The 26,781-nt window shown below is 68.7% G+C and carries 22 protein-coding genes and 1 pseudogene; 7 read left to right on the top strand and 16 right to left on the bottom strand.

Features of this window, described 5'->3' with window-relative positions; genetic code table 11:
- Window positions 1-17: 17 nt before the first annotated feature.
- From ACZ0AE_RS19570 to ACZ0AE_RS19625, 12 genes are read right to left on the bottom strand one after another with little or no spacing between them, the layout of a single operon-like run.
- A complete protein-coding gene (locus ACZ0AE_RS19570; protein ID WP_463601949.1) occupies window positions 18-2,462 on the bottom strand; it encodes an MMPL family transporter in 2,445 nt (814 codons plus the stop codon).
- The gene (locus tag ACZ0AE_RS19575; protein ID WP_038685541.1) at window positions 2,455-3,081 is read right to left on the bottom strand and encodes an outer membrane lipoprotein carrier protein LolA; all 627 of its coding nucleotides are present in this window, start codon (window positions 3,079-3,081) and stop codon (window positions 2,455-2,457) included. Before ACZ0AE_RS19575 ends, ACZ0AE_RS19570 begins: the two co-directional genes overlap by 8 nt.
- Window positions 3,078-3,500, bottom strand: a complete 423-nt coding sequence (locus ACZ0AE_RS19580; RefSeq protein ID WP_038685540.1) for an acyl-CoA thioesterase — start codon at window positions 3,498-3,500, stop codon at window positions 3,078-3,080. The genes ACZ0AE_RS19575 and ACZ0AE_RS19580 overlap by 4 nt, the downstream gene beginning before the upstream one ends.
- Window positions 3,487-5,034, bottom strand: coding sequence for an HAL/PAL/TAL family ammonia-lyase (locus ACZ0AE_RS19585; protein WP_463601950.1), 1,548 nt, complete (start codon window positions 5,032-5,034; stop codon window positions 3,487-3,489). The genes ACZ0AE_RS19580 and ACZ0AE_RS19585 overlap by 14 nt, the downstream gene beginning before the upstream one ends.
- A complete protein-coding gene (locus ACZ0AE_RS19590; RefSeq protein WP_463601951.1) occupies window positions 5,024-5,971 on the bottom strand; it encodes an LpxL/LpxP family acyltransferase in 948 nt (315 codons plus the stop codon). Before ACZ0AE_RS19590 ends, ACZ0AE_RS19585 begins: the two co-directional genes overlap by 11 nt.
- Window positions 5,968-6,771 carry a glycosyltransferase family 2 protein gene (locus ACZ0AE_RS19595; protein WP_463601952.1) on the bottom strand — a complete coding sequence of 268 codons (804 nt, stop codon included), beginning with the start codon at window positions 6,769-6,771 and terminating at the stop codon, window positions 5,968-5,970. Before ACZ0AE_RS19595 ends, ACZ0AE_RS19590 begins: the two co-directional genes overlap by 4 nt.
- Complete coding sequence (locus ACZ0AE_RS19600) at window positions 6,764-8,449, bottom strand: AMP-binding protein (protein WP_463601953.1); 1,686 nt, start codon at window positions 8,447-8,449, stop codon at window positions 6,764-6,766. Before ACZ0AE_RS19600 ends, ACZ0AE_RS19595 begins: the two co-directional genes overlap by 8 nt.
- Window positions 8,442-8,993 carry a COG4648 family protein gene (locus ACZ0AE_RS19605; RefSeq protein ID WP_463601954.1) on the bottom strand — a complete coding sequence of 184 codons (552 nt, stop codon included), beginning with the start codon at window positions 8,991-8,993 and terminating at the stop codon, window positions 8,442-8,444. Before ACZ0AE_RS19605 ends, ACZ0AE_RS19600 begins: the two co-directional genes overlap by 8 nt.
- Window positions 8,994-9,015: 22 nt before the next feature.
- Window positions 9,016-9,273, bottom strand: a complete 258-nt coding sequence (locus tag ACZ0AE_RS19610) for an acyl carrier protein (RefSeq protein ID WP_038685533.1) — start codon at window positions 9,271-9,273, stop codon at window positions 9,016-9,018.
- A gap of 19 nt (window positions 9,274-9,292) precedes the next feature.
- Window positions 9,293-9,553 (bottom strand): phosphopantetheine-binding protein, encoded by a 261-nt coding sequence (locus tag ACZ0AE_RS19615; protein ID WP_447596080.1) that lies wholly within the window; start codon window positions 9,551-9,553, stop codon window positions 9,293-9,295.
- Window positions 9,540-10,343, bottom strand: coding sequence for a lysophospholipid acyltransferase family protein (locus tag ACZ0AE_RS19620; protein WP_463601955.1), 804 nt, complete (start codon window positions 10,341-10,343; stop codon window positions 9,540-9,542). Before ACZ0AE_RS19620 ends, ACZ0AE_RS19615 begins: the two co-directional genes overlap by 14 nt.
- Window positions 10,336-11,070: a beta-ketoacyl synthase chain length factor gene (locus ACZ0AE_RS19625; RefSeq protein WP_448134732.1), complete on the bottom strand. Its 735-nt coding sequence runs from the start codon at window positions 11,068-11,070 to the stop codon at window positions 10,336-10,338. Before ACZ0AE_RS19625 ends, ACZ0AE_RS19620 begins: the two co-directional genes overlap by 8 nt.
- 105 nt (window positions 11,071-11,175) lie before the next feature.
- Between ACZ0AE_RS19625 and ACZ0AE_RS19630 the strand changes: the two genes are divergently transcribed.
- On the top strand, window positions 11,176-12,198 hold the full coding sequence (locus tag ACZ0AE_RS19630) for a chorismate transformation FkbO/Hyg5 family protein (protein ID WP_463601956.1): 1,023 nt from the start codon (window positions 11,176-11,178) through the stop codon (window positions 12,196-12,198).
- Between the two features lie 65 nt (window positions 12,199-12,263).
- Here the strand turns inward: ACZ0AE_RS19630 and cydB are convergent, their stop codons facing one another.
- Window positions 12,264-13,277 carry a cytochrome d ubiquinol oxidase subunit II gene (gene cydB / locus ACZ0AE_RS19635; RefSeq protein WP_038685523.1) on the bottom strand — a complete coding sequence of 338 codons (1,014 nt, stop codon included), beginning with the start codon at window positions 13,275-13,277 and terminating at the stop codon, window positions 12,264-12,266.
- A gap of 1 nt (window position 13,278) precedes the next feature.
- Window positions 13,279-14,676 carry a cytochrome ubiquinol oxidase subunit I gene (locus tag ACZ0AE_RS19640; RefSeq protein ID WP_448134734.1) on the bottom strand — a complete coding sequence of 466 codons (1,398 nt, stop codon included), beginning with the start codon at window positions 14,674-14,676 and terminating at the stop codon, window positions 13,279-13,281.
- A gap of 482 nt (window positions 14,677-15,158) precedes the next feature.
- On the opposite strand from ACZ0AE_RS19640, the pseudogene ACZ0AE_RS19645 reads away from it, so the two are divergent.
- From ACZ0AE_RS19645 to hemF, 6 genes and pseudogenes are all read left to right on the top strand, one after another.
- Window positions 15,159-17,526, top strand: a pseudogene (locus ACZ0AE_RS19645) (S9 family peptidase).
- On the top strand, window positions 17,527-17,958 hold the full coding sequence (locus ACZ0AE_RS19650) for an NUDIX hydrolase (RefSeq protein ID WP_463601957.1): 432 nt from the start codon (window positions 17,527-17,529) through the stop codon (window positions 17,956-17,958).
- A 105-nt stretch (window positions 17,959-18,063) separates the two neighbouring features.
- The gene (locus tag ACZ0AE_RS19655; protein ID WP_463601958.1) at window positions 18,064-18,582 is read left to right on the top strand and encodes a hypothetical protein; all 519 of its coding nucleotides are present in this window, start codon (window positions 18,064-18,066) and stop codon (window positions 18,580-18,582) included.
- Window positions 18,583-18,648: 66 nt separating this feature from the next.
- Window positions 18,649-20,178, top strand: coding sequence for a hypothetical protein (locus tag ACZ0AE_RS19660; RefSeq protein WP_463601959.1), 1,530 nt, complete (start codon window positions 18,649-18,651; stop codon window positions 20,176-20,178).
- 176 nt (window positions 20,179-20,354) lie between these two features.
- Window positions 20,355-22,022: a hypothetical protein gene (locus ACZ0AE_RS19665; RefSeq protein WP_463601960.1), complete on the top strand. Its 1,668-nt coding sequence runs from the start codon at window positions 20,355-20,357 to the stop codon at window positions 22,020-22,022.
- A gap of 54 nt (window positions 22,023-22,076) precedes the next feature.
- On the top strand, window positions 22,077-22,973 hold the full coding sequence (gene hemF / locus ACZ0AE_RS19670) for an oxygen-dependent coproporphyrinogen oxidase (protein ID WP_038685516.1): 897 nt from the start codon (window positions 22,077-22,079) through the stop codon (window positions 22,971-22,973).
- Window positions 22,974-23,109: 136 nt separating this feature from the next.
- Here hemF and ACZ0AE_RS19675 read toward each other — a convergent pair whose 3' ends face one another.
- Both ACZ0AE_RS19675 and polA read right to left on the bottom strand, forming a co-directional pair.
- The gene (locus ACZ0AE_RS19675) at window positions 23,110-23,586 is read right to left on the bottom strand and encodes a DUF421 domain-containing protein (protein ID WP_463601961.1); all 477 of its coding nucleotides are present in this window, start codon (window positions 23,584-23,586) and stop codon (window positions 23,110-23,112) included.
- A gap of 375 nt (window positions 23,587-23,961) precedes the next feature.
- Window positions 23,962-26,733, bottom strand: coding sequence for a DNA polymerase I (gene polA, locus ACZ0AE_RS19680; RefSeq protein WP_463601962.1), 2,772 nt, complete (start codon window positions 26,731-26,733; stop codon window positions 23,962-23,964).
- Window positions 26,734-26,781: the final 48 nt, after the last annotated feature.

Genomic DNA, 26,781 nt, shown 5'->3' on the forward strand with positions numbered 1-26,781 from the left:
AAGGAAACACGCGGTGCTCAGTGCGGTGCGTCGTGCGGTGGCGGGCGGAACAGCGGCGAGATGATCCACACCAGGCCGATGCCGAACAGCAGGGTCAGGCCGAACGCGCGCAGTGCCGGCGTGGCCGACAGGCCCAGCAGGCCGAACGACAGCCAGGTACTGGCCGCGCCCACGCACACCGCCAACCACGCACTGGCATCACCGCGGTGTTCGATCAGGAAGATGCCGTAGTCGATGCCCATGCCCAGCAGCAGCATCAACGCCAGCACGTTGAACAACTGCAGCGGTTGGCCGAACAGGCCCAGCAGGGCCAGGGTCAGCGCGCCGGCCACCAGGGTCGGGGCGAACACGCGCCAGGCCTGCGCGCGGTAGCGCCAGTAAAGCACTGCGAACACCAGCACGATGCCCACCAGCAGCAGCCCGCTCATCAGCTTGCGGTAGTGCTTGAGCAGCGAGGAGAAATCGGCGGTGCGGTCGACCCAGCGCACGCCGTCTATGCCCTTGGCCTGGGTTTCAAGCAGGGTCAGCGCATCGGCGCGTGACAGGTCATCGACCATCACCACGGTGGCCAGGCCCGCACCGACCTCGCCCAGCCACAGGTGGTGGAACGGCATCGCCGCCGGGGAGGCCAGGAAGGCGTCGGCGTCCAGGTCGCGACCGGCGTAGTCCGGGCGTGACAGGGTTTCGCCCACCGCCTGGCCGACCTTGCCCAGTACCTGCGGCTCGACCGTGGCGGTCAGCGCGGCATCGGCATGCTGGCGCTGCACCGAGGGCAGCCAGTCGCTGATCGCGCGGTACCCGCCGATCTGCTTGTTGGCCGCCAGCACGCGCAGGCGTTCGATCAGCGCCTCTTCGCGCTGCAGCACCTGTTCGGCACTGTCGCCCTGCACCAGGTAGAACTGCGCCGGGCTGGGCATGCCCAGCATCTGGCTGATGCGGATCTGCTGGTCGATCAGGCTCTTGGGCGAGGACTGCAGGCTGCGCAGATCATCGTTGCTGTCCAGCCGGGCGATGCCCACGGCCGACAACAGCGCCGCCACGCCCAGGAAGATCGCGGCCTTGCGCCCGTGCAGGCGTGGCCAGCGCTCCAGCGTGCCGCCCAGCCAGCGCGAGAAGCCGGTGGTGCGGATCTCGCCGCCGTCCAGCCACGGGAACCAGAAGATCACGGTGAGGAAGGCGGCGGCCAGGCCGACCACCGAGAACAACGCCATCTGGCGCAGCCCCGGGAACGGTGCCAGGCCCAGGGCCAGGTAGGCCAGCGCGCTGGTCAGCAGCGCCAGCCACAGGCCGGGCAGCAGGTGCCGCAGCAGGCGCCAGCGGCGGTCGGCCGGCTCGGCCTGGCGCGAGGCGAACCAGTGGATGCCGTAGTCCTCGGCCACGCCCACCAGCGACGCGCCGAACACCAGCGTGAGCACGTGCACCTTGCCAAACACCAGCACTGTGACCGCCAGGGCCACGCCGCAGCCGATCAGCAGCGAGGCTGCCACCAGCAGGATCGGGCGCAGCGACCGGAACGCCAGCCACACCAGCAGCAGCACCGCGGCCAGCGAGCCCCAGCCGATCGTATTGATCTCCCAGTTGGCCTGCACCGCCGCCGCTTCCGCATGCAGCGGCACGCCGGCGCGCAGCACTTCCAGGCCGGGGGCCTGCTTGCGGGCCGCCGCGGCGGCCTGGTCCAGCAGCAGGTCGATGTGGCGTTCGCCATCGAGCTGGAACGCCGAACCCACGGTGTCGTACTGCACGATCGACCAGTGCTTGCCGTCGGCTTCGAGCAGGCCGTCATCGCCCATCTGCAGGCCCGAGCCGAGCGCGCGTTCCTGCCACCACTGCGGCCACAGCGACAGCGGGTCCTGCCGCCACTCGGTCAGCCGCGGCGCGCCCATCGGGCCGTACAGGGCGGCCAGCGCGGCGTCAGCCAGGCCATCCACCGGTTCGGACTGCAGGCGTTGGCGTTGCTCACTGGTGAGCAGGCGGTCGCGGTACGGCGCGTAGAACGCACGCGCCTGTTCGAACCACCCTTCGATGGAGCCGCTTTCCTGAAGTAGAGCGGGGCTCTGCCCCGCTGGAACGTCACCTGCGGCAGGCAGCGGGGCAGAGCCCCGCTCTACGGCGGCTGGCGCGTGAGGCAGCGGGGCAGAGCCCCGCGCTACGTTGGTTGATTTTGGGGTGATGGTGGCGCGGAAGGCGGCCTCGGCGGCCTTGGTCTGCGCGGCGTCGGCGCTGCCCAGCAGCACCACGATCTGGCGCGCGTTGGCATCGGCGATGCGCCGGGTGACGTCGGACAACAGGCGGTCGTGTGCATCCTGCGGCAACAGCGCCAGGATGTCGGTATCAATCCGCGACTCGCTCTTCCACAGCTGCCACTGCTGCACGCCCAAGCCCAGCAGCACCAGCAGCCACAGCACGGCCAGCCAGCGCCAGATGCGCTGCAGGCGGCCGTTCGACTTCAGTGCGTCATTCAAACTTGCCGCCCTCTTCCGCACTCAACGCAGCCGGCGTTTCGCTCATGCCGGTGAAGTGGATGCGGGTGACATCCTGGTTGGCCTCGGTGATCTCCACCTCGCGCACGTAGCGGTCGCCCTGCAGCTTCAGCCCGGTGAACACCTTGCCCAGCATCGCCGAGCGCGGGCTCAGCTGCATGCTCCAGCCGTTGTTCGCCTTGGCCTCCACCTTCACCGTGAACTGGGCCGACAACGCCTGTGCGTCGCCGCTCATCAGCGCGAACATGATCGCGTTGACCGAGCGCATCGCCGGCTGCTGGCGGCCGTCCAGCTCGACCCGGCTGCTGCCATCGCGCTGGCGGCTGAGGATGCGGTCACGGGTGACCACCACTTCGGACGGGAACGGCTTGAGCGTGGTCCAGACCACGCCATGGTCCTGGGCCAGCACGAAGCGCCCCTGCGAACGCAGCGGGTTCTTGAAACCGGCCACCTGCTTTTCCTGGCTGAACTCGCCCCGCAGCACGCCCACCTTGGCCACGCGCTGCTTGACCAGGTCCACATCGGCAGCGGGGGCGGCAAGCACCGGCGCGACCACGACCAACGACACCAGCACGACCAGCGTGCGCAGCAGAGCGTTCATTGCACTTCCACTCCCAGACGGTCCCACAGCACGCGCGGGCACAGGTACAGCATTTCGTTGGTGGCCGCGTCGACCGCCACTTGGATGGTGTGGGCGCGGGTCAGCACCTGGCCACTGTCGGCGTCGAAGATCTCGTAGGCGATCTTCAGCCGGTTTTCCCATTCGGTTATGGTGGCGCGCACGCGCAGCGCCTGCCCGTACAGCAGCGGCCGGATGTACTTCACCCGCGCGTCCACCACCGGCCAGATGTAGCCGGATTCGCGCATCTGCGGGTAGTCGTAGTCGTACTGCTGCAGCAGTGCGCAGCGGGCGACTTCGAAGTACTTGAAGTAGTTGCCGTGCCACACCACGTGCATCGGGTCGCAGTCGTGGAAGGTGGGCGACAGGCGCACCTCCAGGCTCAGGTCAGGGCTGGTCATACAGGCTCCAGCGCTGGCCACGGATGTCATCGAGCAGTGCGCGCAGCTCACCGTCCAGCGCGCGGTCTTCCTCGACCAGCGCGATGCGCGCGCACAGGTCCTGGTACATCGCGTCCAGTTCGCCGTGCAGGATGGCCTTCATGCCTACCCGCTGGCGCAGCGCCACGCCTTGGCGGGCGGTGATCAGCAGCGCGGCAACCACCTGCTCGGTCAGTTCGATCACGCGCAGGCAGTCGCGCGCGGCGATGGTGCCCATGCTGACCTTGTCCTGGTTGTGGCACTCGGTGGACCGCGAGAACACCGAGGCCGGCATGGTCTGCTTGAGCGCCTCGGCGGTCCACGCCGACACGCTGATCTGCAGCGCCTTCAGCCCGTGGTTGATCGCCGCGCGCTCACCGGTGGCCGCCGACAGGTTGGCCGGCAGGCCGTGGTTGTAGCGCGCGTCCACCACCAGTGCCATCTGCCGGTCGAGCAGGTCGGCCAGGTTGGCGATGGTGTTCTTCAGCGCGTCCATCGCAAAGGCAATGTGGCCGCCATAGAAGTGGCCGCCATGCAGGATGCGCTCGCCGTCGACGTCGATCAGCGGGTTGTCGTTGGCGCTGTTGAGTTCGGTTTCGATCAGCTGGCGCATGAGCGGCAGGGCGCCCTGCACCACGCCGATCACGTGCGGGGCGCAGCGCAGCGAGTAGCGGTCCTGCAGGCGCTGTTCGTTGCGCGGCGGGCGGTCGCTGTGCAGGTCCTGGCGCAGGCGCGCGGCGATCTGCATCTGGCCCGGGTGCGGCTTGGCGGCGAACAGCATCTCATCGAAATGGTGCGCGTTGCCGTCACTGGCCAGCACGTTGAACGCGGTCAGGCGGGTGGCCAGCTTGGTCAGGTAGTCGGCGCGGTCGTAGGCCAGGCAGGCCAGCGCGGTCATCACCGCGGTGCCGTTCATGATCGCCAGGCCTTCCTTGGGGCGCAGCCGCAGCGGGGTCATGCCGATCTCGGCCAGCACCTCGGCGGCCGGGCGGCGCGCGCCCTGGTACATCACCTCGCGCTCGCCACACAGCACCGCGGCCACGTAGGACAGCGGGGTGAGGTCACCACTGGCGCCGACCGAGCCTTCGGCCGGGATCAGCGGCAGCACGTCGTGGCGCAGCAGCGTGGCCAGCCCGTCCAGCAGCGGATGGCTGACCCCGGACATGCCGCGGACCAGCGAGGCCAGGCGCGCGGCGATCACCGCGCGGGTCTCCTGCGGGTCCAGGAACCGGCCCAGGCCGCAGCCGTGGTAGGTGAACAGATGGTGCGGCAGTTCGGCCACCAGCGCCGGCGGGATGTTCACCGTGCACGAATCGCCGTAGCCGGTGGTCACCCCGTAGATGACGCCGTCCTCGCGCAGCAGGCGGTCGAGGAAGTCGGCCCCCTTCTGGATGCGCGCCTGGAAGGCCGGGTCGTCGCTGACCATGGCCTGGGCCTGGCGCTGCGACAGCGCGACCACGTCTTCGATGGTCAGTGGCGCATCGCCGAAGCGGATATCGGGTGACTTACTTGCCATGAGATGCCTGATCCCAGAAGGGGAAGAAATTGAACCAGTCCAAGGGTGCCTGGGTGACCTGAACTTCCAGCCACCGGGCGAAATGTTCGGCCTGCGCGGTCAGCGCGGCGTCACGCGACCCGCGCGGCAGCACGATGCGGTCGCTGAAATGCTCGAAGCGCACGCGGTAGCCGTCGCCGTCGTGCAGGCAGGCCATGGTGTACACCGGGCAGGCCAGCGCCGAGGCCAGCACGTAGGCGCCGATCGGGAACTGCGCCACGTGGCCCAGGAACGGCGCCGGCACGGTGCGCCCGCCGCGCAGCGGCACGCGGTCGCCGACGATGGCCACGAAGCCGCCGTCGTTGACCCGCCGCTGCAGTTCCACCGCGGTGGCCGGGCCCATGTCGGTGACCTGCATCAGTTCCACCGATGCCAGCGGATCCAACCGCTGCATCAGCCGGTTGAAGCGCTGCGCGTGCGCGGTGTGCACCAGCACGGTGATGCGGAAACCGGGGACCTGTTCGGCCAGCACCTGGCACAGTTCCAGGCAGCCGATGTGCGCGGTGAGGATCAGCCCGCCCTCGCGGCGCGCGATCTTCTCCAGCATCAGGTCGCGCTGCAGGCGGATGTGGCTGGGCGGATAGCGCCCGCCCAGGCCGAGCAGCTTGTCCAGCAGGGTGTCGGCAAACAGCGCGAAGTGCTTCAGGCTGGTCCAGCGCCCGGGCACGCCACCCAGTACGCCGGTGTGCGCCTGCAGCCGCTGCAGGTACTGCAGCGACGACTGCCGCGCCACGCGGTTGCCCAGCCAATGGCACAGCACCACCGGGTACACGCACAGGCGGAACGGCCAGCGCCCTAACCAGCGGTGCACCCAGCACAGGAACAACACCCCGGCGGCCGAGGTGGTTTCGCTTAGGTCGGCCCAGTGCGGGGCGTTGGCCGGTGCCGGTGCGGTCATGCGCGTGGCGCTCCGGCCCGCGGCGCACCGGTGATGCGCCGCCACAGCAGGCGCGGGGCGCGCCACAGCATGCCGAAGAACAGGCGGGTGTGCATGCGGCTGATGCGCACGTTGTCGCGCCACACATCGAAGTGCGACACGCCATCGCTGGGATAGGTCACCCGCGTAGCCAGGCTGATCACCGGCACGTCGCGCCAGAACAGCCGCACCAGGATCTCGCTGTCGAAATCCATGCGCCGGCCGATGGTCTCCTCGCCCACCAGCGCCGTCACCGGTGCCAGCGGGTACAGCCGGAAGCCGCACATCGAATCGCGGATCTGCAGCGACAGCGTGTTGATCCACACCCAGATGTGGGTGGCGTAACGGCCGTACAGGCGCGCCTTGGGCACGCTGTCGTCGTAGGCCGGAATGCCGCAGATCACCGCGTCGGGATGCTGCCGCGACAGGGCAACGAAGCGCGGGATGTCGGTCGGGTCGTGCTGGCCGTCGGCATCGATCTGCAGCACGTGGCTGTGGCCACGGCGCGCCGCCTCGGCAAACCCGGCCAGCATCGCCCCGCCCTTGCCCTGGTTCACCGGCAGGCGCAGTAATGTGACCTGTGCGGGATATCCCGCCGCGAGGGCATCCAGCGCCTGCGCGCACCCGGGGTGCGAGCCATCGTCCACCAGCAGGCACGGCAGCCCGCTGGCCAGCACGCCGCGCACGACGGCGCCGATGGCATGCTCATGGTCGTAGACCGGAATCACCACCAGCGGCGCAAAGGGCGCAGCCGGGGGACCAGCGCGAGCGGCGTCAGACATCGCCGAACACCACCCGGCCACTGGCATGCACGCCGTGGTCGGAGACATAGCGGAAGCTCAACACCGACTTGGCCGCATCCCAGCCCAGGGTGAGCTGCAGGCAATCGCCGGGGCGCGCCACGTGCTGGAATTTCAGCGCGTCCATGCGTTCGAAGCGCGGCGGCATGCTGAACACATCGCGGGCGTAATGGATGGCCCAATCCAGCTGGACCACGCCCGGAAGGATCTTGGCCTGCGGGAAATGCCCGTCGAAGGCGATCAGGTCCGGGTCCAGCGGCAACAGCAGCGCTGCCGTGTCGGGCTCGCGCCGCTCCCATTGGACCACCGGGAACTGCGGCCGGAACAGCGCTGCCAGAGCGGCGAAGGTGACCTTGCCCTGTGCGTTCAACGGCAGCGCGTCGACGAAGCGCCAGCGCCGCGGCCGGGTCACTGCATCGTGGCTGCTGGCCAGGTGCGCGCCCAGCGCCTGCGCCTGGCGGCGTCGCTGGGCGTCGTCCCAGCCGGCCGCGTCGGCCTGCTGCGGCACCACCACGGCGGCCAGCTGTTCGCGCGCGCCCGGCAGCACCAGCACGCGCACGTCCTGTACCGCCGGATGCGCGCGCAGCTGCTGTTCCAGCGCGTCCAGCGATACCCGGCGTTCTTCGATCTTGACGATGCGGTCGGCCCGGCCGAGCAGGCGGAAGCTGCGCCCGGCGTCGGCCTCCACGCGGTCCTGGGTCTGCCACCAGTCGGTGTTTTCCAAGTGCGGCGAGGACACTGCCAGGCAGCCGTCCTGGATGCGCCAGGCCACGCCGGGCAACGGGTGCCACTGCGGCTGCCCGGCGCTCCAGCGGCGCCAGGCGATACCGCCGGTTTCGCTGCTGCCGAACACCTCGGTGGGGGCCACGCCAAGCAATGCCCGCGCCTGCAGCGCGGCCTCTTCGGGCAGCGGGCCGCCGGAGGAAAATACCGCGCGCAGCGGCCCCTGCAGCGAGGACCAGTCCAGTTGCTCGGGCAGGCGCTTGAGGTGGGCCGGGGTGGCCACCAGCACCGACGGCTGCCGCGCCAACGCACTGACCAGGTCTTCATGGAAGAACCGGCGCGGCTGGATGGCGCGGCCGGCGGCCAGCGGCCACAGCACGCGGAACAACAGGCCATAGATGTGCTGGTGCGAGACCGTGCCGTGCACCTGGGTGCCTTCCAGCTGGTCACCGAACGCGGCCTGCAGCGCATCCACTTCACGCGTGAGCTGGCGCATGCGCTTGACGATCGCGCTGGGCGCGCCGGTGCTGCCGGAGGTGAACACCACCAGCTCCAGCTGGTCTTCGTCCAGCGGCAGCAGTTCGCCCTCGACGTCGACGTCGGCATCGGGCTGCAGCGGGGCGTGGTGCGCGGGCACGTCACCGGCAAACCCGGCCACGCGCGGGCGCAGCGCATCCAGCGTGGCCGGCAGGTTGTCCCCGCCCAGGAAGACCCGCTTGCCGGCGTGCCAGGCGCCCAGCAGCGCGGCGGCAAAGGCCAGGGTGTCGTCGAAGTACAGGGCCCAGTCGCGTCCGGGCGCACGGGCGAACGCCCGCTGCCAGCGCATCACCTGCAGGCGGAAGTCGGGGTGCGACACCGCGCCGTGTTCGGCTTCGCCCACGATCCGGCCGGGACGTGGCGACACCGCCAGCCTGTCCAATGCGATCCACTCAACCATGCGCGTGCGCCGCTTTCACCCGTCGCCGCACCAGCCACTCGCCACCAAACAAGGCACCCATCATCACGTACGCCAACAATCCGTTGTACAGCGCCCAGACCTGGTTGGACGCCCACAGCGCCGTGATCAGGGCCAGACTTCCGTTGAGAACAAAGAAGCCGCACCAGATCCACGTGACGCGACGGGTATAGATCACGGCGAACGGCGGCAGGTCCGGCTCACTCAGCCGCGCCAGGCGCTCCACCGCGCTGGGCGGGAACCGCAGGCTGGTGGCGAAGATCACCAGCATCACCGCGTTCACCAGCGCCGGGTACAGCTTCAGCGGCAGGGCCTCGTTGAAGGCCGTAGCCACCAGGGCGAGCACCCCGGTGCCGAGGGCGGCCACCCACCACACCGGCTGGCGGGTGGTCAGCGCGCGCAGCGCGGCCAGCCCGAACAGCAGCAGCGACAGCCAGCGCGGCTCGAACCGGCCCAGCGACAGGTACACCACCAGCGGGTATGCCAGCGACAGCAACGCAAACGCCGCGACGCGCACCCGGACCATGGTCAGTGTCCTGCGGCAGCCGTCAGGCGGCTGCTTGACCGGGCAGCAGCCCGTGCACCACGTCGACGATGTCCTGCACGGTACGCACGGCCTTGAAGGCCTCCGGCTGCAGGTTGCGGCCCAGCAAGGGCTTGAGCTGCACGATCAGGTCGACCGCGTCGATGCTGTCGATGTCCAGGTCGTCGTACAGACGGGCCTGGGGCGTGATGCGCGCCGGTTCGATCTCAAAGCTGTCCTTGAGGATCTTGACGATGCGATCGAAAAGTTCGTTCTTGGTCATGGCAAATCCTGACGCGCCGTTACGACGACTGGCGTGCGGCGACAAACTCGCCCAAGGCACGCACGCTGGAGAAATGGCGACGGGTCTCTTCCGAATCCGCAGACAGGCTGACACCGTACTTTTTCTGCAGGGCCAAACCAAGTTCAAGTGCGTCAATCGAATCCAACCCCAACCCCTCGACGAACAAGGGCGCTTCCGGGTCGATGTCTTCGGGAGTGATGTCTTCCAGCGACAGCGATGAAATGATCAATTCCTTGATCTCGTGCTCAAGTGCCTGCACGGCTTGGTTCTCCAGCGAAGTCAAAGTAATGGGCAAGATGATCGGTCACGCGCCGGGCCGCCAAGGCATCCCCCCTGGGCGTGTCGCCGGCCACCGCCAGGAACGGGGCGATCGGGAGATCTTCCCCGACTTCCAGCTGAACGTGAAAACGCCGTGATGGCACACGATACCATTTCTGGCCCTTGGTCAGGGTAGGCGGGGTGCAGGTGATCCTGACCGGGGTTATGTCCAGGCCACCGCGGACGGCGATGTTGGCCGCCCCGCGCTGCAGGCGCAGGGGCTGGCCGGGCACGGTGCGGGTGCCTTCGGGGAAGATGACCAAGGTGCCGCCGGCCTTGACCGCGGCGATGCAGTCATCGATCAGCCCCGCACCATCCTCATTGGACACATACCCTGCCGCCCGCACCGGGCCGCACATGAACGGGTTGCAGGCCACGGCCCGCTTGACCACGCAGTCGGCATTGGGCAACTGGGCGATCAGCAGGACCACGTCGATCAGGGTCGGGTGGTTGGCCAGGATCAGCAGTCCGTTGCGCTGAAGACGTTCAGCCCCGCGAATTTCATAAGTCATCACGCCCAGCCGGTGCATCAGGCCCACGTGGCTGGCGAAGCTGAGCTGGACCAACCGGCGCGCCAGCGTGCGGCGCCGGACCGGGTTGCGGACCAGGAACAGCAACGGGAACAGCACCCCGCCCAGCACCAGGCCGCCGATGCCGAACACGGCAAAGCTGAGCCCGGTGCCGAACACCCGCCAGGCATGGTTGAGACGGCCGGGACCGCGCTCAGCCATGGCGTTGCCAGGTCCATTGCTGGCCATCGGCAGCCAGCGTCAGGGTCGGATCGCCGGCCAACAGGAAGCGCAGCGCATCCAGACCGTGGGGCAGTGCGCCAGCCGGGCTGTCGGCACCGGCCGCGCCCCAGCCCAGCGAGAGCCGGGTGCCGGGGCGATCGGCCCGGGCCAGCCGCCAGCACCAGGCGTAATAAGGATCGGGCTCGTCGGCGAAGCCGGCATACACCGGCGGCAAGGGCGATTCATACACGATCACCCGCACCTCGTCGGCGCCATCGGCCAACAGGCCGTAGGCCTCCACGCAGGCGGTTTCGACCGTGGCGCGGCCGGCGGCCAGGGCCAGATAGTTGCCGCGGTGGCCGCGGGCGATGGAATACAGCGCGGCCACCGCGTTGTGTACCGACAGGCCGAACGCGGTCGGGGACATGCCGTGGTCGGCGCCCAGGCTGTCGAGCAGTTCCATCGAACGGGCCACGTCGCCATGGCGCGAGGCGAACACCAGCGGCACCTGGCCGGCGTCGTCGGGCTGCTCGCACCAGCACGCGGCCTGGATGGCCATGCGGCCCAGCCGCTCGATGCGGCGTCGTTGCATGGCCGGGACCTCGGCCAGCGCCGGGGTGTCATCGCCCTGCGGCAGCGCGGGCGCCTGTGCCCAGGCCTGCCACTGTTCCTTCGAGGTCAGTCCCGGTGCCCAGGCCGACCAATCCACCACTGAGAACTCGATCATTCACGCCAACATGTTGATGGGCACCAAGGCATCGCAGCGCACCGCCGTAAAAAGGAGCGCACGCTATCATGACACCCTTGGCACTGGCAGCTTTCACAATCTGAAATGAGCAGCACGATCCACGACGCAACGGCCCCGGCGGTCGCTTTTCCCCCAGGTGCGGCGGTGTTCAGCGCCGGCTACCTGCCGGCAGCGCTGCGCGAGGCCGCCCTGGCCGACCCGTGCACCCTGGCGGTGTTCGGCTTTGGCGCGCCTGCGCCCTTCCCGGGCAAGGATCCGCGCTGGCTGCAGGTGCCCCTGGCCGAACACGGTCCGGCGCAGGTGGAAGTCTGGCGGGGCGCGACGCCGGTACAGTCGGGCGTCACCGACGGAGTGCGCTGGTCGCACAATGCCGCGCTGCTGTTCGGGGTGCTGGAGATCGACGAAGCCGAGGGCGGCATCGAGACGGCCGCCGCCGACGCCTATGCGCGGATGAGCAGCTTCCTGGCGCACTGCGGGTTCCCGCACCTGCTGCGGACCTGGAACTACCTGGACGCGGTGACCGAAGGCGACGGCGACCAGGAGCGCTACCGGCGCTTCTGCGTGGGCCGGGTGCGCGGGCTGCGCGAGCTGGACGAAGCAGCCCTGCCGGCCGCGACCTGCATCGGCCGCTTCGATGGGCACCGGCGCCTGCAGGTGTACTGGCTGGCCGGCCGCGAACCCGGCCTGCCCCTGGAAAACCCCCGCCAGGTAAGCGCGTTCCGCTACCCGCGCCAGTACGGCCCGCAGTCGCCCAGTTTTTCGCGGGCGCTGCTGGCACCGGCGGCAACCGGCCTGCCGCTGCTGCAGTCGGGCACGGCGGCGATCGTGGGCCATGTGTCCCAGCACACCGGCGCCGTGGAAGACCAGCTGCGCGAAACGCTGACCAACCTGCAGAGCCTGGTGGACGCCGCCCGACGGCAGCGTCCATCGCTGGCCGCCCAGCTCGGCGCCGATTCGGTACTCAAAGTGTATGTGCGGCGTGCCGAAGACATGCCGGCGGTGGCCGCCCAGATGGCCGCGTTACCCGGCCCACCGGCCTACGTGGTGCTGCACGCCGAAGTCTGCCGGGCCGAACTGCTGGTGGAAATCGAAGGCCTGCACGCGTAAAGCGGGGCGCTGCCCCGCTTCCCCGCTGCCGGGCAGAGCCCGGCACTACGATTGCGGTCGTGCCCTCAGTGATACCCGGTATCGGCCCGCACCTTGCCGCGGAACACCCGGTACGACCATGCCGTGTAGCCCAGGATCACCGGCAGCAGCACCACCAGCCCGACCAGGCTGAAGCCCAGCGACGACGCCGGGGCGGCCGCCTCCCACAGCGTCATGCTCGGCGGCAGCAGGTAGGGCCACATGCCCAGCACCAGCCCGATGAAGCCCAGGATGAACAACGCCAGGGTCAACAGGAACGGCGGCAGGTCGCGGCGCGGGTGCATCGCACTGCGCCACAGCGCCACCGCCACGCCCAGCGTCAGCAGCGGCACCGGCGACAACCACCAGAAGTTGCCATCGCTGAACCAGCGCGCCATCAGGCGCGAATCCAGGAACGGCAGCCAGGTGCTCACCAGCCCCATGAACACGATCACCGCCACCACCAGCGGCCGCGTCAGCGTGCGCGCGAACGCCTGCTCGCGGCCTTCGGTCTTCAGGATCAACCAGGTGCTGCCCAGCAGCGCGTAGCCGAACACCACCGCCGCACCGGTCAGCATCGAGAACGGACTGAACCAGCTGAACGCACCGCCGGCGTAACGGCCATCCACGATCTGCAGGCCTTCCACCAGCGCCCCGAGAATCACCCCCTGCGCGAACGCAGCCAGCAGCGACCCCAGCCCGAACGCCACGCTCCACAACCGCCGCGAGCGGTGCGCCTTGAAGCGGAATTCAAACGCCACCCCGCGGAACACCAGCGCCACCACCAGCAGCAGCACCGGCAGGTACAGCGCCGACAACAGCGCCGCATAGGCCTTGGGGAAGGCTGCCATCAGCCCGGCCCCGCCCAGCACCAGCCAGGTTTCGTTGCCGTCCCAGATGGGCGCGGCGGTGTTCATCATGATGTCCAGCTGTTCTTCGTCCTCGGCCATCGGCGCCAGGATGCCGATGCCCAGTACGAAACCGTCCAGCACCACGTACATCAGCACGCCAAAACCAATCACCGCAAACCATGCCACCGGCAGCCAGGTTGTCATCTCCATGTCAGCGCTCCTCCAGCGGTTCGTCGGCACCGGACAGCGGCCGCGCCGGGGTATGACTGCCCGCGTCCAGCGCCGGCGCCGGCTCATGCGGCTTGGGCCCGGTGCGGATGATCTTCACCAGGTACCAGATGCCCCAGCCGAACACGAACGCATAGCCCACGATGTAGACGCCCAACGACAGCGCGGTCATCCAGGCACTCTGCGGGCCCACCGCGTCGGCGGTGCGCAGCACCCCGTACACCACCCACGGCTGGCGCCCCATCTCGGTCACGAACCAGCCCGATACCAGCGCGATGAAGCCGCTGGGCAGCATCCAGTTCCAGCCCCGCACCAGCCAGCGCGACTGCAGCAGCTTGCCCCGCCACCACTGGAACGCCGACACCCAGGCCAGCAGCAGCATCAGCGTGCCCAGCCCGACCATGATCCGGAACGCGAAGAACACCGGCACCACCGGCGGCCGATCGCTGGCCGGTACCGAGGTGAGCGGGTCGAACGTTCCCTCCAGCGAATGGGTCAGGATCAGGCTGCCCAGCCGGGGAATGGCGATTTCATAATCGTTGCGCTCGGCTTTTTCGTTGGGCACCGCGAACACCACCAGCGGCACGCCCTTGCCCTCGCCTTCGGAATGCCAGTGCGCTTCCATCGCGGCAATCTTCATCGGCTGGTGCTTGAGCGTATTCAAGCCATGCATGTCGCCCACGAAGATCTGCACCGGCACGGTCAGCGCGGCGAACGCCACGGCCGCCAGCAGCATCGTGCGCCCGGCTTCCACGTGCGTGCCCTTGCGCAGGTACCAGGCGCCCACGCCACCGATCACGAAACAGGTGGTGATGAACGAGCCCAGCGCCATGTGCGCCAGCCGGTACGGGAAGGAGGGGTTGAACACCACCTGCCACCAGTCCTGCGGGTGCACGATGCCGTCGATCAGCGCGTAGCCGGCCGGGGTCTGCAGCCAGCTGTTGGACGACAGGATCCAGAACGTGGAGAACAGCGTGCCCAGCGCCACCATGCAGGTGGAGAAGAAATGCAGCCGCGGCGAAACGCGGCCCCAGCCGAACATCATCACGCCCAGGAAGCTGGCCTCCAGGAAGAAGGCGGTGAGGACTTCATAGGTAAGCAGCGGCCCGATCACGCTGCCGGCCACCTCGCTGAGGCGCGGCCAGTTGGTGCCGAACTGGAAGGCCATGACGATGCCGCTGACCACGCCCATGCCGAAGGACACCGCGAAGATCTTCTGCCAGAAGAAATACAGCTCGCGCCAGACCGGGTTGCCGGTGCGCAGCCAGCGTGACTCCACGAAGGCCAGCCAACTGGCGGTGCCGATGGTGAAGGCGGGAAACAACACATGGAAACTGATGACGAACCCGAACTGGATCCGCGACAACAACAACGCGTCCACGTGACGCCTCCGACTGGTTTCTGAAATCCGCACCAGTCTGGGCCGGTATCCGTGAAAGGCACATGCGACCCGGTGACGCGCTGCTTCACTTTGTCGCAGGGGCTACCGCGAGCGTGAGGGCCCCTTAGCGGCCGGTAGGCCCCTGGTGCAAATGTCCCCCGGCCGCGGTCGCGGCCTCCTCCTTTATTTTGCCCAGGAGCCTACCGGCCGCTAAGGGGCTCGGCTTGCGGTAAGCAAGTGGACGCCGGGCATTTCGGGGCCTGTCGGTGGGTCGGGCGCTGGGGTCCCATACCCTTGGAGGCGAAATAAAGGAGGAGGGGTCGGCCGCAGGCCGACGCCGGGGGACATTCGCCGGAAAGGGTATGGGGCCCCAGCGCCCGACCCACCGACCACCGCTTGCCTTGGCCCATGACCTGTGGCCCCTTACTACGGCCCTAGCGGCTGCTACGCTTGCGGGGTTTTCTACTACGGTGCCGCCCGCAATGCCCAGAACGCTGCCCTTGTCCCTGCTGCTGCTCGCCGCCCTCGGCGGGACCGCCCACGCGGCGCCCACGCCGATCACCATCGAGCAGGCCATGGCCGACCCCGACTGGATCGGCCCGCCGGTCGAAAGCGCGTGGTGGTCCTGGAACAGCCAGCAGGTGGAGTACCAGCTCAAGCGCACGGGCAGCCCGGTCCGCGACACCTTCCGCCAGCCGGTCAGCGGTGGCGTGCGCCACCCAGGTGGCCGATGACCAGCGCAGCAGCCTGGACGTGGACAGCCCGGTGTACGACACCACCCGCCAGCGCGCGGTGTTCGTGCGCAACGGCGATGTGTTCCTGCGCGACCTGCGCAGCGGCGCGCTGACCCAGCTGACCCGCAGCAGCGAGAAGGCCAGCGCAGCCAACTTCGCCCGCGACGGCGGAGTGATCTGGCAGACCGGCCAGAACTGGTTCCACTGGACCGCCGCCGGTGGCGTCCAGCAGGTGGCCAGCCTGAAGGCCGAAAAGAACCCCGACGATGCGCCCAAGGCCGACGTCCTGCGCGACCAGCAGCTGCGTACCCTGGCCACCCTGCGCAATGATCGCGCCCAGCGCGACGCGCTCAAGGCGCAGGAAGCCAGCTGGCGCCGCGCCGACGCCACCCGCGCGCCCGGCCCGGTCTACCTGGGCGCCGATGTCGAGATCGTCGGCAGCGCCCTCTCGCCGGACACCCGCAGCCTCATCGTGGTGACCAAGCCGAAGGGCTTCGACGAAGGCCGCGGCGGCAAGATGCCCAAGTACGTGACCGAATCGGGCTACGAAGAGTTCGAGGACACCCGCACCCGCGTGGGCCGCAATGATCCCGAGCCGCATTCCCTGTGGCTGGTCGATGCGGTCACCGGCACGGTCAAGCCGCTCTCGCTGGACCGCCTGCCCGGCATCGGCACCGACCCGCTGGCCGCACTGCGCAAGGCCGCCGGCAAGGACGCACTCAAGGGCAACCGCCCGCTGGAAGTGCTGGCCGGCCCCGGCAACCCCGGTATCCGCTGGAGCGCCGACGGCCAGCAGGCCGCGATCATGCTGCGCGCCAACGACAACAAGGACCGCTGGATCGCCAGCGTCAGCCCCGCCAGCGCCACGCTGGAAAACCGCCACCGCCTGACCGACAGCGCCTGGATCAACTGGGGCTTCAACGACTTTGGCTGGTCCAACGACAACCGCACGCTGTGGCTGCTGTCCGAAGAATCGGGCTACGCGCACCTGTATACCCAGCAGGGCACCGCCAAGCCGCAGGCACTGACCGGCGGCAAGTGGGAAACCTCGATGCCGGTGCCCAGCGCCGACGGCCGCGGCTTCTACTTCCTGTGCAACCAGCAGAGCCCGGGCGACTACGAAGTCTGCGCGGTCGACACCGCCAGCAGGCAGGTGCGTGAGCTGACCGCGCTCAACGGCGTCGAAGACTTCTCGCTGTCCCCGGACGGCCAGCAGCTGCTGGTGCGTTACTCCGGCGCCTACCTGCCGGCGCAGCTGGCCGTGGTGCCCACCAGCGGCGGCCAGGCCAAGGTGCTCACCGACACCCGCACCGCCGCCTACAAGGCCCGCGAGTGGGTGCAGCCCAAGCTGGTGCAGGTGCCGTCCAAGCATGGCGCCGGCGTGGTCTGGGCCAAGTATTACGGCCCGGAAAATCCCGAACCGGGCAAGCAGTACCCGATCGCCATGTTCGTGCACGGTGCCGGCTACCTGCAGAACGTCCACCAGCGCTACCCGGCCTACTTCCGCGAGCAGATGTTCCACAACCTGCTGGTGCAGCAGGGCTACATCGTGCTGGACATGGATTACCGCGGCAGCGAAGGCTACGGCCGCGACTGGCGCACCGCCATCTACCGCAACATGGGCCACCCCGAGCTGGAAGACTACAAGGACGGCCTGGACTGGCTGGTGGCCACCAAGCAGGGCGACCGTGACCACGCCGGCATCTACGGCGGCTCCTACGGTGGCTTCATGACCTTCATGGCGCTGTTCCGCTCGCCGGGCACGTTCAAGGCCGGTGCCGCGCTGCGCCCGGTGGTCGACTGGCACCAGTACAACCACGGCTACACCGCCAACATCCTCAACACCCCGGACATCGACCCGGAGGCGTACCGCAAGTCGTCGCCGATCGAATACGCCGACGGCCTGCAGGACCACCTGCTGATCGCGCACGGCATGATGGATGACAACGTGTTCTTCCAGGACTCGGTCAACCTCACCCAGAAGCTGATCGAGCTGCACAAGGACAACTGGTCCATCGCGCCGTACCCGCTGGAGCGCCATGGCTACGTCCGTCCGGACTCGTGGCTGGACCAGTACAAGCGCATCCTCAAGCTGTTCAACGACACCTTGAAGTAAGTGGCGGCGCAGGCCAGCCACCCCGCGGCGCCGATCGAGATCGTCGCCGCGGTCATCCTGGATGCCACCGGCCAGGTGCTGGTGGTGCGCAAGCACGGCTCGGATACCTTCATCCAGCCCGGGGGCAAACCCGACCCGGGCGAAGCACCGCTGCAGGCGTTGGCGCGTGAACTGCACGAGGAACTGGGCGTGCAGTTGGATCTGGGCAGCGCCCAGGCACTGGGGCGTTTCGAGGCCTGGGCGGTGCACGAACACGGCCGCCGGGTACGGGCCCAGGTGTGGCGGGTGCAGGTCACCGGCACACCACAGGCGCAGGCGGAAATCGCCGAGTTGGCCTGGGTTCCCCTGCAGGCGCCGCATGGGCGGCGCTTGGCAGCCTTGAGCGAAGACCATATCCTGCCCGCGGCCGCACGCGCGGTGGCTGCGGGCTGATGCCCGTGGCCGACTCCAACAGGACACCGGATGTCATCGCCCCCGCAATTACCTAGTGCCCAGCCGCCCGTAGACCCGCTGGCGCCCCCGAAATTCCTGTCGCCGATGACCAAGTCGGTGCTGCTGGTGTGCGTGGCCTCCGCCGTGGGCTGGGCCATTGCGGCGCTGGTCGTCGGCCCGCTGTCGATCGGCGCCTTCCTGCAGGAGCAGGTGGAAACCCGGGATGTGGCCTGGCTGTCACCGCCGCTGCAATGGCTGACCACACATGCGCTGGGCATCTGCGTGGCCATGCTGCTCACCTGCCTGGTGGGCGTGGTGGCGTGCGTGGGCATGCTGCGCCGTGAACAATGGGCGGTGTGGCTGTTCATCGTCTTGCTGGTGGTGACCGCACTGCTGAACTTCGTTGCCGCGTGGGCGATGGACGATGCAATGGCGCACCTGTCGCAGTACCTGACGCGGCACGCTGACACCCCCGAGATGCGCCAGCTGCGCCATGACCTGCAGCTGCAGCGCATCGTCCTGAGCGGCATGCTGGTGCTCACCGCCGTGGGCTTTGCCGGCCTGCATGGCTGGTTGGCCGCACGCCTGCTGCGTGCCGACGTGCGCGCCTGGCTGCAACGCTGATACCTGGCCCGGCCGGGCCCCTGCGCCCGTGCCGACGCCCCCCGATTTCCACCCAAGGATGCTGTTGTGACTTCTGTTGTTTCCGCGCGCCGCCGCTTCATCGGCTGGCGTGCCCTGGCCGTTCTCGTCCTGGCCGCCGCCAGCCTTCCCGCCGCTGCCCAGTCCATGGCCTGCGGCACGTACAAGCAGGACGATGGCAACGCCACCCTGATCCTGGAAAGCGAGGGCCACGGCTTCCTGACGTCGGCCCACTCGCCCACCGAGGAACTGCGCATCGCACGCAGCGAGGATGTGCTGGGCATGGTCAACCTGGCCACCGGCCGCATGGAGAACTGGACCTTCGGCGAGGGCGACCGCACCCTGACCGGCGGGTACCACGATTTCGTGCGGGAGAAGGCCGCGGCCTGCAAGCCGTTCTACGCGGTCGAGGAAGGCAGCTGCCGCGCCGATCCGGTGGGCTGCCTGGAGCACTACGTCGAGGCCAAACCGGTGCAGCTGCGCCAGTGGTGCAGCGAAGACGTGCCGGTGGCCTGCAAGCGCCTGATCGAGGTCTACCAGGAACAGGCCAACGCAGCCGCCCCGGAAGAGCCGCCGCCGTTCCCCATGCCGGCGCAGTGCGATGAAACCGCCAAGGAATTCGACCCGGTGGTCTGCCTGCGCCTGGGCGAAACCATGGCAGGCGAGATCATGGGCAAGGCGATCATGGGGCTGAGCCACGCATCGCAGGCCGTACTGCCGTCCGAGCAGCTGATCGAACTGGCAGGCCTGTGCAAGCAGCACCCACGCGAGGAATTCTGCCAGAGCGTCGCCGAGTCACAGTGGAACGCCGGCCGGTTGCTGGAGGCCCGCGACGCCCTGCAGCACGCCTGCAGCACGCGCGCCGACGCCCATGCCTGCACACTGGTCGCCCCGCTGGTCGGGTTGTCGGCGGCGGCGCTGTCGCCGGTGCCCGCCACCACCCTGCCCTGTGGCCGCTACGAGGCCGAGAACGGCCTGCCCTCGGACCTGCAGTTCGGCGATGCCGGCGTGGTCCAGCTGAGCGGCTACGCCACGCGCCTGCGTGCCCGCGTGCAGGACGGGCGGATCCACCTGCGCCGCGACATCGGCGACGATGTCGTGCTGCAGACCACGCGCGACGGCAGCCTGGTGGGCATGGACGGCAACACCCGTTTTGCCCATTACACGCGTCAACCCGGCGCCGCCGTCGCCTGCAGCGCACCGCTGAGCTTCACCGAGATTCCGCAGCCGCTGGACTGCCCCACGTTGGATCGCGAGGGCGGTCCGGAGGCCTGCTGCAAGGCCGGTCAGCTGCTGGGCTGCAAGCTGGCCGCCAGCGCGCGTGCACGTGATGAAGACTGGAAAAGCACGCTGCCCTACTACGCCGCGCTGTGCACCGCCGGCGTGCGCGATGGCTGCGTGGGCCTGGCCGAGGTCTATGTACATACCGGTGACGAAGCGGTGCCGAACATGTTGACCGCCATCTGCGCCAAGGGCGGCGCTACCCACATCGCCTGCGACGTGGACGCTACCCGTGATTGGCCGGCACTGCGCGCGATGGTGCGTGCGATGGCCGAGGAGGCCGCAGGCGGCGAGTGACGCCTGCGACGGCGGCGCGGCGCCAACGGCCGTAAGCGACAGCCACGGTTGCCAGCGCCGGCCGCATCGCTATCCTGCAGCCCTTCACAGACGGCGCAGGCGTCCTTGCAGGACATGCGCCGTCCACCGCGCTCCATCATGGCCTGCGACCGGGTGTGTCGCTTCAAGGATCGAACATGCTGCCCTGCCTTTCACGCCTCCCACTGCGCGCCGCAACGGCGGCACTGCTGCTCGCGCTGGCGCCCACCGCCTTCTCGCAACCGCTCACGTGCGGTCGCTTCCTCAACGAAACCGACAGCGCCGAACTGGTCCTGGAAGGCCCCGACCGCGGCTACGAAATCAATTACAACGGCGACCGCAGCGCGTTTCTCGTGCAGATGCAGGCTGGGCAGCCGCAGGTGATCGATCTCGGATCGGGCAGCATCCAGCCATTGAACGTGAGCCAGCGTGGGCGCGTGCTGGAACTGGGCTGGAACCGCTTCTCACTGCGCACGCCCGCCCAATGCAGCGCGCCGGTGACCCATCCCGACGGCAGCTGCCTGGCCGACCCGCTGCGCTGCCTGGCCGATCGCTACGACCAGGACACCGCGGCGCTGGAAGCAGGCTGCAGCGACGGCATGCCGGCCCTGTGCCGGGATCTGCCCGGTCGCTATCGGAAGGATGCACAGGCCCGGCAGCAAGGGGACGGCGACGATGATGCCGGCTTCTCCGAGAACCAGCTGATCGCCATGCGCGCGTACATGGAAAGGGCCTTCGACGAGATGGGCCTTCCCGCCCTGTGCCGCGAAGACGGCGATGTATTCGATGAGGCGGCATGCAGGAATACGCTGGCATCCCGCCCGGAGCTGGGCGAAAAAATCGCCGAGGCCCTGCAGGGCGCTGCGTTGGCGGCCGGCATGGTCAAGGTGCTTGCACCCGAACCGGACCGCCCGCTGTCGGAGGCGCACCGGATGAAGCTGCAGGGCTACTGCCAGGCACGCCCGCATGGCGGCTTCTGCACCGAGGTGGCCGAACAGCACTGGGATGCCGGCGACCTGCAGCACGCGACGGCGGCGCTGGCGCTGGCCTGCACGGCAGGTGACACGCACGCGTGCGGGCTGGCACCCCCGTTGCAGCAGTTGGGCGCGGGCCTCACGCCCCAGGCCGCCGCAACGCTGCCGTGCGGCGCGTATGTCTCCCAGCGCGCCTTGATGGATGCACTGCGCTTTGGTGACCGTGGCCTGGTCGACATGGGCATGGGCCAGTTGCGCGCCCGCCTTGAAGACGGCGCCATCCGGATCCGTCACGAGCAGGGCGGCGACTTCGTACTGAAGCCGTTGCCCAACGGCGACCTGCTGGGCATGGACCGCTGGACGCGCTTCCAGCGCTTCCAGCGCGCGCCGGTCGAAGGCGACCCGGCCCGTTGCGTGCCGCCGGTGCACTTCAACGAACTGCCGCTGCCGCAGGATTGCCCCAAGGCGCTGGTCGACGGCGGGGCGGAAGCCTGCTGCGCCAGCGGCAGCATGCAGGGCTGCAACGTGCTGGGCACGCGACTGGGATTGAAGGGGCAGTGGGAGCAGGCGAGCGTGCATTACCTGCAGGTGTGCCGCGCAGGTATCCGCGAAGGCTGCGAGAACCTGGCCACTGCACAGGAACGGGACGGTGACGTGGATGCGCATGGCATGTTGCAGGCGCTGTGCCAGGCCGACGCGAGTGGGCGCCACGTTGCCTGCGACCTGCTGGACACGCGCAACTGGGCCATGATGTCGGCCGGGCACGCGCTGGAGCAGGCACTGCAGAACAACGACAACGATGCCGACGAAGACGTCCCACCGGCACGGCGCACGCCCAACCACAAGGAATGATCCGCTGCGGCCGCGCCCACCGCCCGGGTATCCGGGCTGCGGTAAAGTAGCGCCATGAACGAATTCGAGCGCGTACGCAGCTACCTGACCGACCTGCAGGACCGCATCTGTGCGGCCATCGAGGCCGCCGACGGCCAGGCTCGGTTCGCCGAAGACCAATGGCAGCGCGCCGAGGGTGGCGGCGGCCGCACCCGCATCCTGCGCGATGGCGCGGTGTTCGAGCAGGCCGGCATCGGCTTCTCCGACGTGGCCGGCACCCGCCTGCCCCCGTCGGCGTCAGCCAACCGGCCGGAGCTGGCCGGTGCCTCGTGGCGGGCCACCGGGGTATCGCTGGTGTTCCACCCGGCCAACCCGTACCTGCCCACCACCCATGCCAACGTGCGCTATTTCCGCGCCGAGCGTGATGGCGTGGAAGTGGCGTCGTGGTTCGGCGGCGGCTTCGACCTGACCCCGTTCTATCCGTTCGATGAGGACGTGCAGCAGTGGCACCGCGTCGCGCACGACCTGTGTGCGCCGTTTGGCGAAGGGCGCTATGCCGATCACAAGCGCTGGTGCGACGAGTACTTCTTCCTGCGCCACCGCAATGAAACGCGCGGCGTGGGCGGGCTGTTCTTCGACGACCTGCACGGTGACTTCGAACGCGATTTTGCCTACCTGCGCGCGGTCGGCGATGGCTTCCTCGACGCCTACCTGCCGATCGTGGCACGTCGCAAGGACATGCCGTACGGCGAGCGTGAGCGCGAGTTCCAGCTGTACCGCCGCGGCCGCTACGTGGAGTTCAACCTGGTCTACGACCGCGGCACGCTGTTCGGCCTGCAGAGCGGCGGGCGCAGCGAGAGCATCCTGATGAGCCTGCCACCGCGGGTACGCTGGGAATACGGTTTCCAGCCCGAAACCGGCAGCGACGAAGCCCGCCTGGCCGACTACCTGGTCCCGCGCGACTGGGTGTAACCGGACGCGCCACCGCAGAGGCCGGTGCGTTACCGAGGGTGGAATCGCGCGCGGCCGATGGTCGCCCCGGCGGGTGGTAGAGCCACCCCATGGGTGGCTGCGGTACCCAACGAAGGCAGCCACCCATGGGGTGGCTCTACTCCTTCTTCGGCACGATGGTGATGTGGCCGTTGATTTCCAGCACCGCCAGCGCGACATCGTCGATCGACAGGCAACCCTGTTGGCGCAGCGCCGCATCGACATCGGCCGACGTGACCATTTCGCGCCGGAGCACCGAATCCAGCAGCTTGCCGTCGCGCGCGATCAGCACCGGCTCGCCTTCGACCAGGGTTTCCACGCGCCGGCTGCGCGTGCTCAACCACCCCACCCCGTAGTTGAGCAGGATCAGCGTGGCCGCCAGCAGCAGCCCGCCGCCCAGCGACGTGTCTTTGCCCAGCAGGGCGTTCTGCACCGCATTGCCCAGCAGCACGATCAGCAGCACATCGAACGGGGTGATCTGGCCCAGCGCGCGCTTGCCCGACAACCGCACCATGCCCAGCACCAGCACGTACACCACCACCGCGCGCAGGATGAATTCCCACCACGGCATGGCCAATGCAAACAGATCGCTCATGCGGTTCTCCCCGGGTCCAGCCCACAGCATGGGCCGCGCGTGGGGCAAACGGCAATCGGCAGCGCGGGGCCTGTCCTGCGGCGGGACGCGCGGGGTTTATGGCGGCCCAAATAAAAAGCCCCGCCGACCAGGGGGAGGTCAGCGGGGCCGGGGAACGGGCGCTTGGGGAGGAGCCCCCGTTCCGAGATCTGCTCCAGGGGATGGGAGAGATCCACAACAGGCGTTGCGCCTGTCGAGGTCTATAAAAGCACCCCGAACATTGATAGTTCGTGAAGGGGCCCAATTAATGAAAGCTCTGTAGGGGAAACATTCATCCGACAGTCAGTTTTTCAAGGCGCCATGAACCAATTCAGCTGTTTGAGCGTGATTTCCGTCTCAGTGCGCCTCATCCCAGTTATCACCGACGCCGGCGTCCACCACCAACGGCACCCGCAACTGGGCTGACGACGACATCAGTTCCACCACCTTCAAACGCAAGGTTTCGAGAAACTCACTTTCGGTTTCAAACACCAGTTCATCGTGCACCTGCATGATCATCCGCGCCTGGTCGCCCTGGCCCTGCAGCCACCCGTCCACTTTCACCATCGCCCGCTTGATGATGTCGGCCGCAGTGCCCTGCATCGGGGCATTGATCGCCGCCCGTTCAGCCCCGGCGCGCAGGCCCTGGTTGCGGGCGTGAATGTCGTTCAGGTACAGCCGGCGGCCTTCCAGGGTTTCCACATAGCCCTGGTCGCGGGCCTGCTGGCGCATGCGCTCCATGAAGTCGCGCACGCCCGGGTAGCGGCTGAAGTACAGCGCCACGTAATCCTGGGCCTGGCCGCGGTCGATGCCCAGGTTGCGGGCCAGCCCGAACGCGCTCATGCCGTACATCAGGCCGAAGTTGATCGCCTTGGCCGCGCGGCGCTCGTTCGGGGTGACCTCGTCCAGCGCGCGCCCGAACACCTCGGCCGCGGTGGCCCGGTGCACGTCCACGCCCTGTTCGAAGGCGCGCACCAGGCCCGGGTCTTCGGACAGGTGGGCCATGATCCGCAGCTCGATCTGCGAGTAATCGCAGGCCAGGATCTTGCGCCCGGGCGGGGCCACGAACGCACGGCGGATGCGGCGGCCGTCGTCGGTGCGGATCGGGATGTTCTGCAGGTTCGGGTCCGACGAAGACAGCCGGCCGGTGGCCGCGCCGGACTGGTGGTAGCTGGTGTGGACCCGGCCGGTGTCCGGGTTGACCATCTCCGGCAGCTTGTCGGTGTAGGTGCTGCGCAGCTTGGCCAGCCCGCGGTACTCCAGGATCACCCGCGGCAGCTCGTGCTGCTCGGCGATGGCCTCCAGCGCCTCTTCATTGGTGCTGGGCTGGCCCTTGGGGGTCTTCACCAGCGCCGGCAGCTTCAGTTCGTCGAACAGTACCGCCTGCAGCTGCTTGGGCGAATCCAGGTTGAAGGTGTGGCCGGCCAGCTCGGTGGCCTTCTGCTGGGCGGCCAGCATGCGCACGCTCAGGTCCTGGCTCTGGCGGCGCAGTTCGGCCATGTCGATGTGCACGCCGTTGGCTTCGATCCGGGCCAGCACCGGCACCAGCGGCATTTCGATGTCGCGGTACACCCCGTCCAGCGACGGAACAGCCAGCAGCTGTGGCTGCAGCACGCGGTGCAGGCGCAGGGTGATGTCGGCGTCTTCGGCGGCATAGCGGCCTGCCTCGTCCAGGCCCACCTGCGAGAACGGGATCTGCTTGGCACCCTTGCCGGCCACGTCCTCGAACTTGATCGTGGTGTAGCCCAGGTAGCGCATCGCCAGCGAATCCATGTCGTGGCGGGTGGCGGTGGAATTGAGCACGAAGCTCTCCAGCATGGTGTCGTCGTGGTAGCCCTGCACGTCGATGCCATGCCGGCGCAGCACGTGCAGGTCGTACTTGCCGTGCTGGCCGAGCTTCTTCTTGTCGGGGTTTTCCAGCACCGGGCGCAGCGCGGCCAGTACCTGTTCGGCGCCCAGCTGGGCCGGCGCGCCGGGATAGTTGTGGCCCACCGGGATGTAGGCGGCCCTGCCCGGCTCCACCGCCAGGCTGATGCCCACCAGGTTGGCGCGCATCGCATCGAGCGCGTCGGTTTCGGTGTCGAAGGCGATCAGGTCGGCCGCCTCGGCGCGCTGCACCCAGGCATCCAGCTGTTCGGTGGTGAGCACGGTCTCGTACTCGCCGGGCGCCGACAGCGCCGGATCGACCTCGGCCGCCGTTTCCGCCGGCGCGCTGCGTGCGTACCCGGCGGCGGTGCCACGCAGGCTCACCGTGGCGTCGCTGGCGGCCACTGCCGCCGCTGCCGGGCCTCCCAGCTCCTTCAGCGCCTGGGTGAAGCCGTAGCGCAGGTACAGCTCGCCCAGGGTGGGTACGTCCGGGTCGCGCAGTGCCAGCGTGCGCGGGCTGGACTCCAGCGGCACGTCGGTGCGGATGGTGACCAGCTCGCGGTTGAGCGGCAGGCGCTCCAGCGCCGCGCGCAGGTTCTCGCCGATCTTGCCCTTCATGCCCGGTGCGGCGGCCATCACCCCGTCCAGGTTCTGGTACTCGGCCAGCCACTTGGCGGCGGTCTTGGGGCCGCACTTCTCCACGCCGGGCACGTTGTCCACGGTGTCGCCCATCAGCGCCAGCAGGTCGACGATCTGATCGGCGCGCACGCCGAACTTGTCCATCACCGCCGCATCCGAATCCATCCGGCTGCCGGTCATGGTGTTGACCAGTTCGATGCCCGGGCGGACCAGCTGGGCGAAGTCCTTGTCGCCGGTGGAGATGGTCACCTGCAGGCCGTCCTGGTGGCCCTGCAGGGCCAGCGTGCCGATCACATCGTCGGCTTCCACGCCGGGAATGCGCAGGATGCTCAGGCCGAGCGCTTCGACGATGCGGCACATCGGCTCGATCTGCGGACGCAGGTCGTCGGGCATCGGCGGGCGGTTGGCCTTGTAGTCGGCATACAGGTCGTCGCGGAAGGTCTTGCCGGGCGCATCGACCACGAACGCCACGTAGGCCGGGCGCTCCTTCAGGGTGGCGCGCAGCATGTTGACCACACCGAACAGCGCGCCGGTGGGTTCACCGTGGGCGTTGGTCAGCGGCGGAAGCGCGTGGAACGCGCGGTACAGGTAACTGGACCCGTCAATCAGGACTAATCGGCTCATGCGACGATTCTACGCGCCCGCCCGCGCCGACCCCAGACACGCCGACGA

Source organism: Stenotrophomonas sp. AC248 (genome assembly GCF_979258185.1).